At 37.3% G+C, this 18,081-nt stretch carries 18 protein-coding genes; 17 read left to right on the top strand and 1 reads right to left on the bottom strand.

Annotation, left to right across the window (positions count from 1 at the left end; all coding sequences use genetic code 11):
- Positions 1–63 precede the first annotated feature (63 nt).
- The 9 genes from HZY91_RS04400 to gloB all read left to right on the top strand — a co-directional run bounded on the left by HZY91_RS04400 (position 64) and on the right by gloB (position 8,987).
- Positions 64–852, top strand: coding sequence for a 2-keto-4-pentenoate hydratase (locus HZY91_RS04400; protein ID WP_197115054.1), 789 nt, complete (start codon positions 64–66; stop codon positions 850–852).
- 14 nt (positions 853–866) lie between these two features.
- A complete protein-coding gene (locus tag HZY91_RS04395; RefSeq protein ID WP_197115053.1) occupies positions 867–1,763 on the top strand; it encodes an acetaldehyde dehydrogenase (acetylating) in 897 nt (298 codons plus the stop codon).
- Positions 1,764–2,777 carry a 4-hydroxy-2-oxovalerate aldolase gene (gene dmpG, locus HZY91_RS04390; protein ID WP_197115052.1) on the top strand — a complete coding sequence of 338 codons (1,014 nt, stop codon included), beginning with the start codon at positions 1,764–1,766 and terminating at the stop codon, positions 2,775–2,777.
- A gap of 161 nt (positions 2,778–2,938) precedes the next feature.
- Positions 2,939–4,033 carry a VOC family protein gene (locus HZY91_RS04385; protein WP_197115051.1) on the top strand — a complete coding sequence of 365 codons (1,095 nt, stop codon included), beginning with the start codon at positions 2,939–2,941 and terminating at the stop codon, positions 4,031–4,033.
- Positions 4,034–4,110: 77 nt separating this feature from the next.
- Positions 4,111–4,953: an alpha/beta fold hydrolase gene (locus HZY91_RS04380; protein ID WP_197115050.1), complete on the top strand. Its 843-nt coding sequence runs from the start codon at positions 4,111–4,113 to the stop codon at positions 4,951–4,953.
- A gap of 89 nt (positions 4,954–5,042) precedes the next feature.
- Positions 5,043–5,840 (top strand): HpcH/HpaI aldolase family protein, encoded by a 798-nt coding sequence (locus HZY91_RS04375; protein WP_197115049.1) that lies wholly within the window; start codon positions 5,043–5,045, stop codon positions 5,838–5,840.
- Positions 5,841–5,979: 139 nt separating this feature from the next.
- Positions 5,980–7,449, top strand: coding sequence for an aldehyde dehydrogenase (locus HZY91_RS04370; RefSeq protein ID WP_197115048.1), 1,470 nt, complete (start codon positions 5,980–5,982; stop codon positions 7,447–7,449).
- A gap of 209 nt (positions 7,450–7,658) precedes the next feature.
- On the top strand, positions 7,659–8,174 hold the full coding sequence (locus tag HZY91_RS04365) for a methylated-DNA--[protein]-cysteine S-methyltransferase (RefSeq protein WP_197115047.1): 516 nt from the start codon (positions 7,659–7,661) through the stop codon (positions 8,172–8,174).
- 105 nt (positions 8,175–8,279) lie between these two features.
- Positions 8,280–8,987, top strand: coding sequence for a hydroxyacylglutathione hydrolase (gene gloB, locus HZY91_RS04360; protein WP_197115046.1), 708 nt, complete (start codon positions 8,280–8,282; stop codon positions 8,985–8,987).
- Between the two features lie 130 nt (positions 8,988–9,117).
- Here the strand turns inward: gloB and HZY91_RS04355 are convergent, their stop codons facing one another.
- Complete coding sequence (locus HZY91_RS04355; RefSeq protein WP_197115045.1) at positions 9,118–10,584, bottom strand: NCS2 family permease; 1,467 nt, start codon at positions 10,582–10,584, stop codon at positions 9,118–9,120.
- Between the two features lie 195 nt (positions 10,585–10,779).
- Here HZY91_RS04355 and HZY91_RS04350 point away from each other — a divergent pair, with 195 nt between their 5' ends.
- The 8 genes from HZY91_RS04350 to trkA all read left to right on the top strand — a co-directional run bounded on the left by HZY91_RS04350 (position 10,780) and on the right by trkA (position 18,072).
- A complete protein-coding gene (locus HZY91_RS04350; protein WP_235991605.1) occupies positions 10,780–12,129 on the top strand; it encodes an MATE family efflux transporter in 1,350 nt (449 codons plus the stop codon).
- Between the two features lie 56 nt (positions 12,130–12,185).
- A complete protein-coding gene (locus tag HZY91_RS04345) occupies positions 12,186–13,013 on the top strand; it encodes an exodeoxyribonuclease III (protein ID WP_197115043.1) in 828 nt (275 codons plus the stop codon).
- A 16-nt stretch (positions 13,014–13,029) separates the two neighbouring features.
- A complete protein-coding gene (locus HZY91_RS04340) occupies positions 13,030–13,761 on the top strand; it encodes a YebC/PmpR family DNA-binding transcriptional regulator (RefSeq protein ID WP_197115042.1) in 732 nt (243 codons plus the stop codon).
- Between the two features lie 97 nt (positions 13,762–13,858).
- On the top strand, positions 13,859–14,392 hold the full coding sequence (locus tag HZY91_RS04335) for a DUF1836 domain-containing protein (RefSeq protein WP_197115041.1): 534 nt from the start codon (positions 13,859–13,861) through the stop codon (positions 14,390–14,392).
- Positions 14,385–15,236 (top strand): DegV family protein, encoded by an 852-nt coding sequence (locus HZY91_RS04330; RefSeq protein ID WP_197115040.1) that lies wholly within the window; start codon positions 14,385–14,387, stop codon positions 15,234–15,236. The genes HZY91_RS04335 and HZY91_RS04330 overlap by 8 nt, the downstream gene beginning before the upstream one ends.
- Positions 15,237–15,354: 118 nt before the next feature.
- The gene (locus HZY91_RS04325; protein ID WP_197115039.1) at positions 15,355–16,167 is read left to right on the top strand and encodes an NAD(P)H-hydrate dehydratase; all 813 of its coding nucleotides are present in this window, start codon (positions 15,355–15,357) and stop codon (positions 16,165–16,167) included.
- Between the two features lie 17 nt (positions 16,168–16,184).
- Positions 16,185–16,709, top strand: coding sequence for a hypothetical protein (locus HZY91_RS04320; RefSeq protein ID WP_197115038.1), 525 nt, complete (start codon positions 16,185–16,187; stop codon positions 16,707–16,709).
- Positions 16,710–16,719: 10 nt separating this feature from the next.
- Entirely contained in the window at positions 16,720–18,072 is a 1,353-nt protein-coding gene (gene trkA, locus HZY91_RS04315; protein ID WP_197115037.1) for a Trk system potassium transporter TrkA, read from the top strand.
- Positions 18,073–18,081: the final 9 nt, after the last annotated feature.

Genomic DNA, 18,081 nt, shown 5'->3' with positions numbered 1-18,081 from the left:
GTTACAAAGTTTGTATATTTATGACATAAGAACGGCAAATCTTCTATGAGAGGGAGGAAGGTAATGGAGAAAAGTAGAATTGATTTTCTATCAGAGAGACTTCTTTCTGTATATGAAACGCTTGAAGCGATTGAACCCTTAACTCAGATGGAACCTGACTTGACAGTTGATGATGCATACGCTGTACAACTGGAATTTGTCACCAAAAAATTAGACCAAGGGCATAAGATTGTAGGAAAAAAAATAGGCTTAACATCGAAAGCGATGCAAGAATCACTTGGAGTGAATGAACCAGACTATGGGCATTTATTTGAAGAGATGGTAGTGGATCCTCAGAATCCTATCATCAAGAAGAAGCAAGTATTGCAAGCGCGGGTGGAAGGTGAACTAGCTTTTGTCCTAAAAGAAGATCTAACCGGTCCAGGAGTAACGGTTGACCAGGTATTAAGGGCGACTGACTATATTGTGGCAGCGATTGAAATCGTTGATAGTCGCATCGCTGATTGGAGAATAAAGCTTGAAGATACAGTAGCAGATAATGGTTCCTCAGCATTTTATATTTTGGGAAAGAATAAATTTAGTCCTAACGATCTAGATCGAATTGGAGTGAAAATGGACTTATATAAAAATTCGGAATTAATAAATAGCGGTACAGGAGCAGATGTTTTAGGCGATTCAGCCTATTGTGTGGCTTGGCTAGCTAATAAACTTCACGATTATGGAATTAAACTTCAAGCGGGTGAAGTTATTTTGGCAGGGGCATTATCAGCGGCTGTTCCGGCTAAATCTGGAGATAAATTCGTTTGTCAATTTACAGAAAATTTAGGTGAGGTCTCAATTATCTTTGAATAGGGAGTGGTGAAAAAATGGCTAGAAAAATTAGAGCTGGGATCATTGGACCTGGTAATATTGGATCAGATTTAATGATGAAGCTTATGCGATCCGATGTGATTGAATTAGTGGCAATGTTTGGAATCGATCAACATTCTCGTGGCATGAAATTAGCAAGGGAGAATGGATTAGTTACTTTTGATAATGGGATCGATGGAATTTATGACATGGAGGAGACAAAAAGACCCGAGATTATTTTTGATTCTACTTCTGCGGGGGCTCATCAACATAATAATGAAGTCGTTCAAGAATTGGGCATTAGAATGATTGATTTAACACCAGCTGCCTTAGGCCCTTTCACTTCTCCCACAGTCAATTTGAAAGATCACATAAAAGAAACGAATGTAAATATGATTACTTGTGGGGGGCAAGCTACAACCCCAATTGTTGCGGCTGTTAATGATGTAGCGGATGTTGAGTATGCTGAAATCGTTGCGACTATTTCTTCTCAGTCCGCAGGTCCTGGAACACGGGCCAATATTGATGAATTTACTGAAACGACAGCTTTAGCCTTGGAAAAAGTAGGAGGAGCTGATAAAGGTAAAGCGATTATTATTCTGAATCCCGCTGAACCTCCTATTTTAATGAGGGATACTATTTATTGTCAAATTAAGGGCGCGTTTGATCCTCAGAAAGTTGAAGACGCTATTTTGAAGCGTGAAAAAGAAATTCAAAAGATTGTTCCAGGTTATCGTTTAAGAACTAAGCCTGTAATTAACCAGAATATCGTCACTGTTTTTGTGGAAGTGGAAGGAGCAGGCGATTATTTACCAGTCTATTCTGGAAATTTGGATATCATGACTGCTTCAGCTTTGGGGGTAGCAGAAGAGATGGCCAAAGACATGATAGCTAGAGAGGGGAAGGTGGGATAATTGACAAGAGAAGTTACGGTAGTAGAAGTTGCTTTACGGGATGGTTCACATGCTGTCAAGCATCAATACACCAAAGAACAAGTTGCTGAAATTGTGAAAGGATTAGACGGGGCTAATATCCCTTATATTGAAGTTTCTCATGGTGATGGGGTCGGGGGATCGTCTATTCAGTATGGTTATAGTAAAGTTTATGATATTGATTTGATTCGAATAGCCAAGGAGAATGCTACCCACTCCAAAATTGCCTGTCTCTTACTTCCTGGGGTAGGAACAGTAGAAGATTTAAAGCAAGCACATGCTGCAGGAGCTGAAATGGTAAGAGTGGCGACTCATTGTACCGAAGCGGATGTGTCGAAACAACATATTAAATTTGCTAAAGAAGAGCTACACATGGAAGTAGTAGGTTTCTTGATGATGTCTCACATGGTCTCTCCTAAAAAATTATTAGAACAAGCTAGGTTAATGGAATCTTATGGAGCAGATGTAGTATATGTCACGGATTCAGCGGGAGCTTTATTACCAGATGGTGTGTATGAAAGAGTTCATAATTTAGTTATAAACATGGGAATACCGATTGGGTTTCATGCTCATAACAATTTAGGCTTGGCAATGGCTAATACCATTTCTGCTTATCAAGCAGGGGCTAGCTTTTTAGATGGATCTGCTAGAGCGCTTGGAGCGGGAGCAGGAAATACTCAGACTGAAGTAATGATTGCTGTCCTTGATAAAATGGGAGTAAAGACTGGAGTCGATCTGTATAAGATGATGGACGTTGCAGAAGATATTATGAGTCCGATGATGACGACACCACAGATTATTGATCGGAACTCGATTACTTTAGGTTATGCAGGTGTTTATTCTTCCTTTAATCTTCATGCTAAAAGAGCTGCAGAACAGTTTGGATTAGATGCAAGAGACTTATTAGTAGAATGTGGTAAGCGCAAAACAGTAGGTGGGCAGGAAGATATTATCTTCGATGTAGCTGCTGAAATGGCTCATAAAAACAACAGTTAAAGATTTTAATTGAAGATGTAATGATTGGAAATAGGAACATAAACTTATGCTTACAAGGATAGGAGGGAAAAAGTTAAAGAAATTGGGAGATTAGAGAATAGGTTGAGTGACAGAGCTATCAATGCTAAGTAAATTAAAAATATTATTAAAGGAGAATTATTATGACAGAAACTTATAAGGAATTAAACTTTGACGTTCATCAATTATCTCATGCTGAGTTATATACTCCGGTCCTAGAAGAATCCACTGAATTTTTCACTAAATTAATGGGAATGACGATTGTTAAAGAAACTGAGGGAAAAAAATACCTCCGTGCTTATGAAGACTCATATAATTATTCATTAATTCTAACCCAAAATGATGAGGCAGGATTAGCGAGAGTTTCATTCCGTACTTCATCACCACAGGCTTTAGAACGTTCTGTTGAACGAATTGAGGCTCAAGGTGTCAAAGGAGAATGGGTTGAGGCTGATCAGAATGTGGGGTATGGCAAATCTTATTGTTTTGAAGATTTAGATGGCCACCGTTTAGAATTATATTGGGAAGTAGAGCGCTTTGTAGCACCAGATCCTAAGTGTTCTGCCTTGAAGAATCGTCCTCAACGACGACCTTTATCGGGAGTTCCAGTACGTAGAATAGATCATATTAATTTGATGACGCACCCAGATAATGTACATAAAAATCATGAATTTTGGTTAGATGCTCTTGGCTTCCGTTTAAGAGAGGCGGTTGCTAAGCCTGATGGGGAATATTTTGCAACATGGCTTTCTGTTTCTCCATTGGTTCATGAAGTGGCTTTAATGGGAGATGAGCTAGGTGGTCATGGGCGCCTTCACCATTTAGCATACTGGTATGGTATGCCGCAACATCTTAATGATCTGGCAGATTTATGTATTGAGTATGGAATTCCAATTGAAGCAGGTCCTTTAAAGCATGGTGTGTCTCAAGCTTTATGTATGTATATAATTGAACCTGGTGGTAATCGTATTGAATTATTTGGAGATTCTGGCTACTTAATCTTCGAACCTGATTGGGAGCCACGTGTTTGGAAAGATGATGAAGTGGCTCAAGCTATCATTTGGTATGGTGGCGATTTACCAGAAACGTATTTCCGTTATGGAACACCACGTATTCATGATGAGCGTGAAGAACTTAACTTATATTATAATCCGATCAAAAATGCTTTAGAAAACGAAGATTTTGTTCATAAAATCAGTGATGAAAAGCGCCGTGAAATGTATCATGATGAACATTAATTGTTAATAACTTTATCAATTAGTGGATGCTATGGCATCCACTAATTATTTAATCTTAACTTTGAGGAGGAAATAAAATGGCAAGACCAGAAATTGGAAAAAGTGTTAAAACCGGTCAATTTACAACAAATTACTTAGAAGTGGGCGAAAATATTGGAGGAATCCCTCTACTGTTTGTTCATGGTTCCGGACCAGGCGTTTCAGCATATGCTAACTGGAGATTAATTTTGCCGCTTGTCGAAGAAATTAATCATGCTTATGCAATGGATATGGTTGGTTTTGGATTTTCGGATAAACCTACGGGTGATGAGGTGAATTATGGACGTGAGTTGTGGACTCAACAAATAATTGACTTTATGGATGCACTTAATCTTGAACAAGTAAATCTTGTTGGGAATTCTTTTGGAGGTTCATTAGGTTTATCAGTAGCTTTAAATTATCCTGATCGGATTAATAAGTTAATAATGATGGGGCCAATGGGAGTTGAAAGTCAAATTCCCTTTGGACTAAATGAAGTTTGGGGCTACAAAGGGACAGAAGAACATATGGCACAACTCATTGATTTGTTTACTTATAATAAGAAGTTTGCTTCAGAAGATTTAATTAAAACTCGCTATGAAGCATCACTTGAGCCAGGCTTTCATGAAGCTTTTTCAACGATGTTTCCAGAACCGCGTCAGCAGTCAGTTGATGATTTATCTTTTCCAGATGAAGAGATACGCAAGATCCCGCATAAAACACTAATTGTCCATGGTCGTGAGGATCAGGTTGTTCCTGTAACAAATTCTTATCGTTTAATTAATCTTATTGAAGATGCAGAATTGCATATTTTTGGTGGATGTGGCCACTGGACTCAAATTGAAAAATCGCAAGAATTTGCTCATTTAGTGAATAATTTTGTAGCAGAAAATCAAGCGTAAAAGTTTTATCTGATGGTTTTAATATTGGAGTGATCTAAAGGGCATCATCATCCTTTCAGCTTAGAGACCGACGATGGGTAGGTACGTGAATGAAAAATAGATTAAAAGAAAAATTATTAAATGGTGAGAAAGTTTTTGGAACTTTTCATGGGATTGGCAATGCTTCTCTGGTGGAAATTATTGGCTACACGGGTTTTAATTTTGTCTTACTGGATACAGAACATGGGCCTTATGATGTAGTGGCCGCTCAGGAATATATTCGTGCAGCAAAGGTTGCTAAAGTGACCCCTTTAGTTCGGGTCAAAGATAGTCAAAGGAATTCGCTTCTGAAGATGTTAGATGTAGGAGCTTGCGGTGTTATTATTCCTAATGTTAAGACAAAAGCGGAAGTAGAGGCGATTATTTTAGATAGTAAGTATGCTCCAATTGGCAAAAGAGGCTTTGGCCCTAATAGCGGTAACTCTTTTCTAACAGGGGAATTTTCCGGTAAAAATTTGAATCAAATTTTTGAAATTCATAATGATGAGACACTTGTGATTCCTCAATGTGAGACAAAAGAATGTCTCGATCAAATAGAAGAGATTGTAGCTCTTAAAGGTGTAGATGGTATTTTTGTAGGTCCCTATGATTTGTCAGTTGCGTTAGGATGTCTGGGTGAAACAAACTCTCCGCTTCTTATTAAAGCGATGGAAAGAGTGATAGATGCTTGTAAGAGGCAGGAAAAGTTTTCATTTATTTATTGTCAAACGCTTGAGGAAGTAAAGCAAAGAATAGACATGGGCTATAATGCCATTACTTATAGTATGGATTCGCTAATTTTTGTAGAAGCCTGTGAAAAAATGCTTAAGACCATGAGAGGGTTCACAAGAAACAGGGAAAGGGAATAAAGACAAATTGACAAGAATTCCGTATAACGGGAGGATAAGTCGCAAGAAAATAAGGCCTGGGTATAATTTAGATAGTTGCATTAGAAGATGACTTGATAAGAATAAGATTTTATTCGAATGTTGAAGGGAGAGCGATTTAATGACGAACATTAGGCAGGTTTATAATTGGATTAATGGGGAATACGTTCCTGCAAGTAATGGAGAAACATTTGATGTTACGACTCCCATTAGTCAAGAATTAATTGCTGAAGTAAGTGAGTCTACTCAAGAAGATGCTGATAGGGCTGTTGCGGCGGCGAGAGAAGCCTTTGATAATGGTCCCTGGGGTAAATTGACCGTTAAAGAACGATCCGACAAACTTCGAAGAATGGCAGAAATTATAATAGAACGTGCCGAAGAAATCGGAACCTTAGATGCAATGGATGTAGGAAAACCAATTCGCAATACAGTGCAGGGTGGTGAGGTAGATCGTTCTGCCAATAATATTTCATTCTTTGCAGATTATGCAGAAATGATGCATGGAGAAGCTTTTCCTATGGGGAAAGACTATATTAACTATACGACCTATGATCCGGTGGGGGTATCCGTCTTAATTACTCCCTGGAATATCCCTTTTATGTTGACAACTTGGAAATTGGGACCTGCTTTAGCTGCCGGAAATACAGTAGTGATTAAACCACCTGAAGTAACCCCGTTATCAGTGGCCTTATTAGGAGAAATTGCTAAAGAAGCTGGAATTCCCGACGGAGTTGTAAATATTGTACACGGTAAAGGTGGAGTAGTAGGAAATGCTTTAACTTCACATGAAGCCGTTGATTTAGTTTCATTTACAGGTTCAACCAAAACAGGAACTATTATTCAACAATCTGCCGCTAACACACAGAAAAAAGTGTCAGTAGAATTAGGTGGGAAAGCAGCAGATATTATTTTTTCAGATGCTGATCTTAAGAAAGCTGTACCGGGAGCTATTCGAGCGGCCTATACTAATACAGGACAGGTGTGTTTGGCAGGTTCTCGTTTATTAGTTCAAGAGGATATTTTGGATGCGTTCTTAGAAGCATTTGTGGCGGAAGCAAAAGCCTTTAAAGTAGGAGACCCTAATGATGTTGATACTGATATGGGACCTATTGTTTCAGAAGATCAATTTCAAAAGGTATCTTCCTACATTGATTGGGCAAAAGATAATGGATTAGAAATTCTTGCAGGGGGGAAACGTCCCGATAATCTCCCTGAAGAAATTAGTGAGGGATATTACTTAGAGCCGACGATTATTTTAGCGCCTGACCCAAATTCAAAAATTAACCAAGAGGAGATATTCGGACCTGTTGTTTCAGTGATTCCCTTTCAAACAGAAGAAGAAGCGATTAAAATTGTTAACAATTCTATCTATGGTTTGGATGGTGTCATTTGGACAGAAAATCTGGCTAAAGCACATCGAGTTGCTCATGAAATTAAGGCTGGAACGATTTGGATTAATGATTGGTTTGTTCGAGATCTGAGGGTTCCATTTGGTGGAGCCAAACAATCAGGAAATGGCCGTGAAGGGGGACGCTTCTCAATGGAGTTCTTTACAGAGGCTAAGAATATTTGTATTCGTATTAAAGATTAATTTTCTGAGATTACTTCATCTATAATGCCTAAAAACCTAAGTAGAGATTTCTACTTAGGTTTTTTGCTTTCAAAAAATTTGTAAGCATATTTATCTCAATAGAATAGAAAGGCGTATATTATCAAAAAAGAGAACTTCGTGATAAAATAGGAATAGAATATGAAAAGCACTTTATACCAGTTAATTGATCAAAAAAATGGAGTAAAAAGATGTATTTTAATTGTCAATATTTATCGCCACTAGGTTCGATCGATTTGTTGTTTGCAGAAGATGCATTAGTAGGATTGTGGTTAGGAGAGAAACGTTTCATGCAAGAAGCGATTCAAGGTCTTGTCATGAGTGAAGCGAATAGTCAGTGTCTAATTTTAAAGGAAACAAAGAATTGGCTAGATGCTTATTTTGCAGGACATAATCCTTCGTTGAATCATCTAACCTTAAAACCTTTACATGCTACAGCGTTTCGCTATATGGTGTGGCAACATCTACTTGAAATTCCTTATGGGGAAGTCGAAACTTATGGTCACATCGCCAAACAAATTGCAAAGGATAGAGGACAAGCAAATATGTCAGCTCAAGCTGTAGGAGGTGCGGTTGGACACAATCCTATTTCGCTTATTATTCCCTGTCATCGTGTGCTTGCTCAGAATGGAGCTTTAACAGGATATGGAGGTGGAATTAAGAATAAAGCTTGGCTTTTAAATCATGAAAAGTTGACGTTACATTAATTCTTAATAGTCTTAAACAATAATTTGTATGGGATAAGAAATAATTGAAGGAGTCATTACTTACATTAGAAGTGACATTATAATAATAGGAAAGGAGACAGTCTAATGGAGATTCAATATGTAAAAGCTTTTACGGATAATTATATTTGGATCATCGAAGATGAGAATGATGTGATTGTGGTAGATCCGGGCGAGAGTCAGCCTGTTTTTGACTATCTTGAACATACAAATAAGAATATGGTAGGGATTTTATTAACCCATAAACATGCGGACCACGTGGAGGGGGTAAAAGAGCTGAAAGAAAGTTACCCACAAGCATTGGTCATAGGTCCAAGTGAAGTAGAGAAATATTGTGATCGCATCGTAGAACATGGTGATTGCTTTGAACTCATGAACCATTCTTTTCAAGTGTTAAGCACACCAGGGCATACAGCTAATCATGTGTCCTATTTAAAAGGAGAGGCCCTATTTTGCGGGGATGCTTTATTTTCTGGGGGATGTGGTCGTGTATTTACGGATGATTATTATGCACAATTTGAAACACTCAAAATATTTGCACAATTACCGGATGAAATGAAAGTTTATGCAGGTCATGAATATACAGAAGTCAATTTAGAGTTTGCTTTAACGATTGAACCGAAGAATCGATCTATAAAAAAATATTTAGACGAGGTACGACAGAAGAGAGCCGATCATGAAGCTACTTTACCTACCACAATTAGGCAGGAACGTAAAATCAATCTATTTTTAAGAGCTAAGGATTTAGATGAATTTCGCTATTTAAGACAAGAACGCGATCAATTTAAGGGTTAATGATTGATTTCGCAGGTCTATATTACGAAAGAGGATAGGACATTATTTTTTATATTTTATAATAAGGAATGGTTTTTTATTAAGAAAAGGACAGACTTTTTGTCTGTCCTTTTGTCAGGTTTTGATTAATCTATAGAATTGCCATGACAATATAATTAATGATAAAAAGTAACATAGAGACCCAAAGAATTGGGTGAATATCCTTGGCTTTGCCTGTGGCCAGTTTAATGATCCCATACATAATGAAACCAGCTGCTATGCCATTTGAAATGGAATAAGCAAGTCCCATTACAACTGATGCGAAGAAGGCAGGGACAGCTTCTTCGAAGTGAGCCCAATTAATATCTGAAAGTGAACTAACCATTAATATTCCTACAATAATCAGAGCAGGGGCTGTCGCTTGAGCGGGTACAAGCCCAATGACTGGAGACATAAAAGCGGATAGAACAAAGCAAATCGCTGTGACAACGGAAGTAAATCCGGTTCTACCTCCTGCTCCAATTCCGGCTGAAGATTCTACATATGTTGTGGTATTAGAAGTTCCCAAAATAGCACCAAAAATAGTTCCGACAGAATCTCCGAATAAAGCTTTATCCATTTTTGAGTTGAAGCCAGAACTAGATTCCAATGCTTTCTCGTCTTCAGCAGAAAAGATACCTGAGCGGCGTCCGGTACCAATGAAGGTTCCTACGGTATCAAAGACATCTGAGAGTGAAAAAGCAAAAATCGTCATTAGAACAATTGGTAAGCGGCTAGTGTCTCCAAATAGCGAAGGGATGCCAGCCTTTGTGAAAATAACTCCAAAAGTTTGACCTAACTCTACAAAAGCTGCATTGATAGAATTATCAGCGAAATTAAGTGAAGTTAAATCTATAAGCCCTGTTACAAAAGCAGCAAAAGTTGTGACGATGATACCAATTAAAATAGCACCTTTTATTTTTTTGACCATTAGAATAATCGTAAGAATTAAACCAAAAATAGCAACTAAACTTCCGATTTCAGTAAAATTAACTAATTCTGGTAAAATTCCTCCATTGGTGACAACTGTTTGAATGTCTCCTGTGATGGGGTCGGCATTAGGGTCGCCGCCATTAATTGATAAGATATTTCCAGCGCTAGAAGTAAATTGAAGCAAGCCAGCATTTTTAAGTCCAATATATCCGATAAAAATTCCAATACCTGCTGAAATGGCATGTTGTAAAAAATCAGGAATCGCTGTTATCAATAATTTTCGGATTTTAGTGACAGTGATTAGGACGTTAAGTAAACCACAAATAAATACCATTGATAATGCTTCTTGCCATGTAAAGCCGAGAGCAAAGACAACCGTATAAGCAAAAAAGGCATTGAGTCCCATTCCAGGTGCTAAAGCATAAGGAACATTAGCAAAAAGTCCGATAAATAGGGTGGAAATGGCAGAGGCAAAAATAGTAGCGAGAAAAACTCCCTGCGAAGGCATACCCGTTAGAGAAAGAATAGCGGGGTTGACAAAAATGATATAGGACATGGCTAGAAATGTGGTGATACCAGCCTGGATTTCTGTTGAGAAATTAGTATTGTTTTCATTAAATTTAAAATAATTGCGAATTGTATCCATTTTGTTCCTCCTTTGTATTATGGGGTAAATTGTAACATGTTCTAAAGAATAATCTAGAGGATAGTGAATGAATTTTCATTAAACTAATTTAATGTTCGTGTTTTTTTGTTATGAATCTGTTTTCATACAATTGAAGCGACAGGAGTCTTCTTTTATACTATAGAAGTTATATAAAGGGGTGATGGATTGAATGATATGACGAAAGGAGCACCATTAGAAAAAATAATGAGATTCTCCTTACCGCTTATTGTCGGAAATTTATTTCAATTATTATACAATATGGTAGATACATTTATAGTAGGACGTACAATGGGATTAGATGCTTTGGCTGGTTTAGGAATAGCAGGTAGCTTATCTTTCTTTGTGGTAGGCTTCGCAATGGGCTTTACAGGGGGCACAGCTATTCCTCTAGCTCAAGCTTTTGGAGCTAAAGATTATCGTAAAGTGAAACGAAGTGTCGTTTTAAATATTTTATTATCAGTCGTCGTTTCAGTTGCGTTAACGATGATCTCCGCTGTGAGTTTATGGAAGCTTCTTGAAATTATGAACACACCACCTGAGGTTATTCAGTATGCCTATGATTACATGCTGGTAATTTTTGCTGGTATGATTGTGACGGTTATTTTTAATATGGTAAGTAATCTTTTAAGATCAATAGGAGATAGCCGTACACCGGTTGTTGCTTTAGTGGTCACAACGATTACTAATATTATTTTAGACTATGTCTTTATTGTGTATTTTCATATGGGAGTTGCAGGAGCAGCTTATGCGACTATTCTGTCTCAAGCTTTGGCAGTAGGACTATGTTTTTGGGTGATTTATCAAGATGTATATGTGTTACAAGTTGAAAAGAAGGATATTGTTTTTGTTAGAAAAGAGATTATTCAGCATTGTCGTTTAGGGTTTCCAATGGCATTTCAAACTTCAATTATTGCTGTAGGAGCTGTATCGGTCACAACTGCCTTGAATACTTTGGGAGCTGATGCTGTGGCTGGATATTCTGCTGCATATAAAATTGATCAGTTAGTGATTCAAGTTTTAATGTCGTTTGGGATCGCAATGGCGACTTATGTCGGTCAAAACTATGGGGCTAGCGAATATGGGAGGATTATCCAGGGAGTTAGGCAAACAGCCTTTTTATCGGTAACAATGGCGATCATATTTGCGATGATTTTAATGTTTATGGGGGGAACTCTGACAGCATTGTTTGGTGATTCAAATGCAGGGACAACCTTGGCAACATATGGTAGGCAGTTCTTTTTATTGACGGGACCTTTTTATTGGTTACTCTCTCTTTTATTTGTGTTTAGATCGACGTTGCAGGGATTGAATGAAAGTTTGGTACCGACTTTTGCAGGATTGATGGAGTTGGTCATGAGAGTGGTAGCGGCATTTGTGTTAACCCCTATCATAGGCTTTTCAGGAACGGTAATCTCTAATCCGATGGCATGGTTGGGAGCGGTTTTAATATTAGTGCCAGCGTATATTCGCAAGAGAAAAGAATTGATACAATTGGAAAAAGAAAAGACGATAATTGTCAATTAGGTCAAAAATCTCCAGTATGATAGAATAGAAATAATTATATAATAAAGGAGTTCTCTATGAAATTTATTTCTTGGAATATTGATTCTTTAAATGCAGCTTTAACGAGTGAGTCAGCAAGAGCTATTATGTCGAAGGCGGTATTAAATAATTTATTGACGTATCAACCCGATGTAATAGCGATTCAAGAAACAAAGTTAAGTGCTAAAGGCCCTACAGCAAAGCATTTAGCTATACTTGCTGAGAAATTTCCTCAGTATGATCTAGTCTGGCGTTCTTCAGAGGAGCCTGCTAGAAAAGGCTATGCTGGAACGATGTTTCTTTATAAAAAAGATCTTGACGTTATTGTTACTTATCCTGAACTTGGCTGTCCAGAACCAATGGATTCTGAAGGGAGAATGCTTACCTTAGAATTTGATAAGTTCTTTCTTACGAATGTTTATACCCCTAATGCAGGGAATGAACTAAGACGTCTACCCGATCGACAAATCTGGGACCGGATGTACGCCTCCTATTTAATGGAGTTAGATCGAGTTAAGCCTGTGATTGCGACAGGAGATTTTAATGTTGCCCATACAGAGATCGATTTAGCTCATCCGGAGAATAATCGACGAAATGCTGGGTTCACGGATGAAGAGCGACAAGGCTTTACAAATTTACTAGAATGCGGTTTTACAGATACTTTTAGGCATCTACATGGTCCTGTCGAAGGGGTCTATACTTGGTGGGCCCAAAGAGTTAAAACTAGTAAAATAAATAATTCAGGCTGGAGAATAGATTATTTCTTAGTGAGTGATCGAATTGCAGAAAAAGTGGTCACTTCTGAAATGATTGATTCTGGTGATCGCCAAGACCACACTCCTATTTTACTGGAAATCGAAATATAGGAAAGGAAGGATCGGAATGGCTGGTCATTCTAAATGGAATAATATTAAGAATCGAAAAGGTGCTCAGGATGCAAAGCGTGGGAAAATTTTTCAAAAATTATCACGAGAAATCTATATGGCAGCTAAACAAGGGGGCGCTGACCCTGAAATTAATCCAACTCTAAGGTTAGCGATGGATAAAGCTAAATCAAATAATATGCCAAAAGATAATGTGGAGCGAGCTATAAAGAAAGCTACTACAGCAGGTGAAGGCGAGAACTATGATGAAGTAGTCTATGAAGGTTTTGGCCCAAATGGGGTAGCGGTTATGACCGTCGCTTTGACTGATAATCGGAACCGCACGATGACAAATGTTAGAATTGCTTATAATAAAAACGGTGGTAATTTGGGAGAAGCAGGGACTGTCTCCTACCTGTTTGATCGTAAAGGCTATATTGTTATTGAGCGTTCCACTACCCAATTTGATGAAGAAACAGTCTTAATGTCTGTCTTAGAAGCAGGGGGAGAAGACCTTGAAACTTCTGATGAAGTATTTGAAATCTATACTGATCCCAATGATTTTGCTAAAGTCCGAGACACTTTAGAAGCAGAAGGATATGTATTGAATACTGCTGAATTGACACTTGTACCTAAAACCACGGTAACTTTAGAGCAAGCGGACTTTGATACTTTGATGCAAATTATTGATGCCTTAGAAGAAGACGATGATGTTTCAGAAGTTTATCACAATGGACAATTAATAGAATAAAAGTAAAGGCTCCTTATGATGATAAGGGGTCTTTTTCTTGACACAAATTTTGGACATGGTATTATATAGTGGTCAAAACTAGATAGGGGGCGAAAGAATGAAAACAACCCTCCAACAAATTATTGAGTTTCAATGTCCGAAGTGGGATGACCTACCGGAGACGCCCCTTTTTAATAGTCAAGTGGTAGAATATATTAATCATATTTTGTATCCGATTATGAATGGTGAAAAAGCGATGACTTCTACCATGATTCAGAATTACTCTAAATGGGGGATCATTCCTAAAATAGCAGGGAGAAAATATGGGAAGCAACAAGTAGCTATCCTTATTATTATTGCGATCTATAAGCAAGTACTCCCTATTGATCAAGTAAAAAAAGGAATTGAATTGCAACTTAAGAGAATGACAATAGAAGAGGGATATGATATCTTTGCGATTTCAATGGAGCAAGCGATCCAACAAATTATTATTTCCACTAAAAAGAAAACGCTTTATCCGATAAAAGGTGTTATGATTAAAGAAACAACAGAAGGCATTCAAGCAGTTTCGAATGCGTTCATAATGAAACTATTAGCAACCATGATTATTGAGGCTGGTGGCTATGATCAGATTGGAGAAAAAGATGAATAAATTAGCGATTGTTGCAGATACGACTCAAGATTTAACCTTTGAATTAGGAGAAGAATATGGAATTGAAGTACTATCTTACTCAATTCAGATGGGAGAAAAACATTATAAAGATCAAATAGATATAACGACACGACAATTCTATGAGACGATGGAAGATTATGAAGTATTATCCTCTGGGGTTCCTCCACTGCAAGATGTTATGGATCGACTCGACCAACTAAGATCCAATGGTTATACACAAGCTTTATTGATTACTTCTGCAGCCAAGTTAACAGGTATGAGACAACTGTATGAAGTTCTATTGGATCAATATGAGGGGTTAGATTTATTCGTTTTTGAAACGTCCCACATTGGAAGTACGGCGGGGCTACATTCAATCTACGCAGCGGAATTAAGAGATGCGGGCAAAATAGTCGAAGAGATATTGAGAGAGTTAGAGAGAGTTAATCAGCGTGCATCAATCTTCGCTCTGTTCAGATCGTTAAAATATGTCATCAAAGGTGGTCGTCTAAATAAATATGCAGGCATGATCGGGACGATGTTGAATATTAATCCGCTTTTAACGATTCAAAATAGTGAAATAACGATTATTAATAAAGCGAGAGGTAAAAAAAAATCATACCAATCTTTAGTGACAGCCGTTCAAAAAGAATTGAGCGATACTAGCCGGTATAAATTAGTTATTTTTGCTGGAAATAATGATGAAGAAACTGCTGAACTTGAACAAGATCTGGTGGCAGAAATTAAAGCTGCTGAAACATTTTATGTGACAGAATTGACTCCTGTATTAGGTGTTCATGGGGGGCCTAAATCGGTCGGTGTATCGATACTAAAAATTGATTAAATGATTGAGACCTAGATGATCCTAGGTCTTTTTTTGTTAGGACGGTTAGATAAGTGATAGAATATTGTATATTGAGAGCTTTAATCTTTATTTAGTTAATTGAAAGGATCGGTCAGTTATGAAATTAACTCATGATTTTATCAAAACATTATTACCCAAGCGGCAAAATGACTCTTATAAAGGGGATTTTGGCCATAGTGTCATAATAGGAGGGAATCAAGAAATGGCAGGAGCTGCGATCCTTGCAAGTAAAGCCTGTGTTTATATTGGATCAGGCTTAACGACTGTACTAACACATCCTCAAAACCAAATGACGCTCCATATTTCTAATCCTGAGGCCATGGTCGGTGATTGGCATCTGCCTAATTTCTTAAAAAATAGTATTAAAAAAGCGAGTGGAATTTTGATTGGTCCTGGCATGGGGCGATCAGAGAAAAATTTGGAAATATTGGAGAAAGTGTTACAATTAGCTGATGAAGAGCAGGTGATTGTAGTTGATGCAGATGCTATTGCTCTCTGGTCTAATTTAGAAAATAAAAATTCCAAAGCGAAGTTGATTTTTACTCCCCATAAAGGAGAGGCAGATATTTTGTTGAGGGCAAGTGGAATGAGTAAGATGAGAGATTTTGCTAAAAAATATCAGACGATTGTTATTCAGAAGTGTCATCAAAGTCTTATCTGGAACAATCAAGGAGAATCTTACTTAAATATCAAAGGGAATCCGGGGATGTCGATAGGTGGAATGGGCGATTGTTTAGCAGGAATGGTAGTGGGTCTAGTTGGTCAAGTCGATCATCCTTTACAAGCTGCTATCTTGGCAAGTTATTTACATTCTTTTATTGCCAATGAAATTTATCAGGATCAATTCCTAGTATTACCCAGTCGGTTAATAGAAAGCATTCCAGAAACCATGAAGAGTATTTTTGAATAAAGTGAGGGATATGTCTAATGCAGGAGGAATTGAAGGCACAGTATTTAAGGCTTGAAAATAACTCTGATGAGAAGAAATGGGTAGCTGAAATTGTTGGAGAAGATCCTACGTTTAGGTTGAGTCGGGTCTTTTTACCTGAAATTGAAAAGGGAGTGTATGCTATTTTTGATGGAATCTATCAAATTCACGGGATACATCCGGGAATTACTCCTTTTAATAAAGAATATTGTCGCGTTCATCATGGCCATATGCAAAGAAATTTATCTATGCAAGATGTATTGCAAAAAGTACCCGAGCTAATGGCAGAAGAGCCTAGAAGAAATGCCCGAATAAAATATCAAATAAGAGGAATTTTAGAAGAAATTACCCAAGCGGTTGATCATGAGTTGATAAGGAATAACATGGAATATCAGATAGAGCAACTGGATAATTTAGAGGAAACAAAAAGTTTAATGGCAACTTTGAGTCAATTGATCAAGCAAAAAGATCAAATGATAAAGCATTATCAAAAATTATTAACAACCGAACAAGGTTATGAATAAGGAGAGCGTCATGGAAATTGTAATTGCAGGTGGAGGAGCTGTTGGTGAAGTCATTTGCCAAGAACTGGCACAGGAAGGGCATAATATTGTTTTAATTGAACAAGATGCTGATCGATTGGACCATCTAATTAATCATTATGATATCACTGGTATTGTAGGCGATGGTGTGAATTATGACCATTTAGTAACAGCTGGCACAAAGAACTGTGATGTTTTTATTGCAGTGACACCCGAAGATGAATTTAATATTATTGCTTCGGTATTTGCGCGTAAATTGGGTGCAAAAGAAGTGATTGCGAGAGTTCGTCACCCTAAATATGCGACTAATTTAGAGTTTGTTCAAGATGAACTTGGAATTTCTTTGATGATCAATCCTGAATTTGAAGCGGCCCGACATATGGCTGAATTACTAAGATTCCCCGCATCAGTTGGTGTTGAAACATTTAGTCATGGACGTGTAAGTATTGTTGAATTAGAAATTGATCGAGAAAATCCCTTGGTAGGGATGCAGATTTCAGACTTTAGAGATAATTTTGGGAATGTTCTGATATGTGTAATAGAGAGACAAGACCATACTTTTATACCGGATGGTAATGATTCAATCATGGCGTTTGATCGTTTATATGTTACAGGTTCTGCAGATGACCTCTTTAATTTCTATCCTCAAGCAGGTTATAGTAATAAGAAAATAAAAAATGCAATGATTATTGGAGGAGGAAGGATTACACAATACTTGTTAACTTTATTAAGTTCACGAAATATTCAGTTAACAGTGATTGATCGTGATTTAAAAGTAGTAGAAGAATTAAGTAGAATCTTTCCGAATGTTGTTTTTGTTCATGGAAATGGTAAGGATCATGAATTTTTACAAGAACAAAGAATTGAAAAATATGATTCTGTTATTTGTTTAACAGGGTTTGATGAAGAAAATATTATTATTTCATTGTATGCGAGTAGCTTGAAGATAAAAAAAATCATTACCAAAGTAAATCGGCCATATTTAGTTAAAATGTTGGATGACCTGTGGTCGATGGCGATTATTACCCCGAAGAGGTTAATTGCTAATCATATTTTGCGTTTTGTTCGATCCTTGACTAGTAATAATGTTTCCAGTGTGAATTCACTTTATCGCATTGCTGATAATGAAGTTGAAGCCTTAGAGTTTGAAGTAAATAATAGTAGTAAAGTATTGAATATTCCATTTAAAGAATTACAAACTCGAGATAATTTAATTGTGGCTGTTATTATAAGAAATGGGAAACGTCTTTTTCCAACAGGAGAGGATTGTATTATTGCTGGAGATCATGTTATCATCGTTACTAAACATAAACGTTTTGAGGATATTGATGATATTTTAGCCTAGGAGAGTATG

Origin of the sequence: Facklamia lactis (assembly GCF_015863205.1) — a bacterium.
GTDB lineage: Bacteria > Bacillota > Bacilli > Lactobacillales > Aerococcaceae > Facklamia > Facklamia lactis.
The sequence above is the reverse complement of the archived record's forward strand: the minus strand, read 5'-3'. Positions and strand labels throughout refer to the sequence as shown.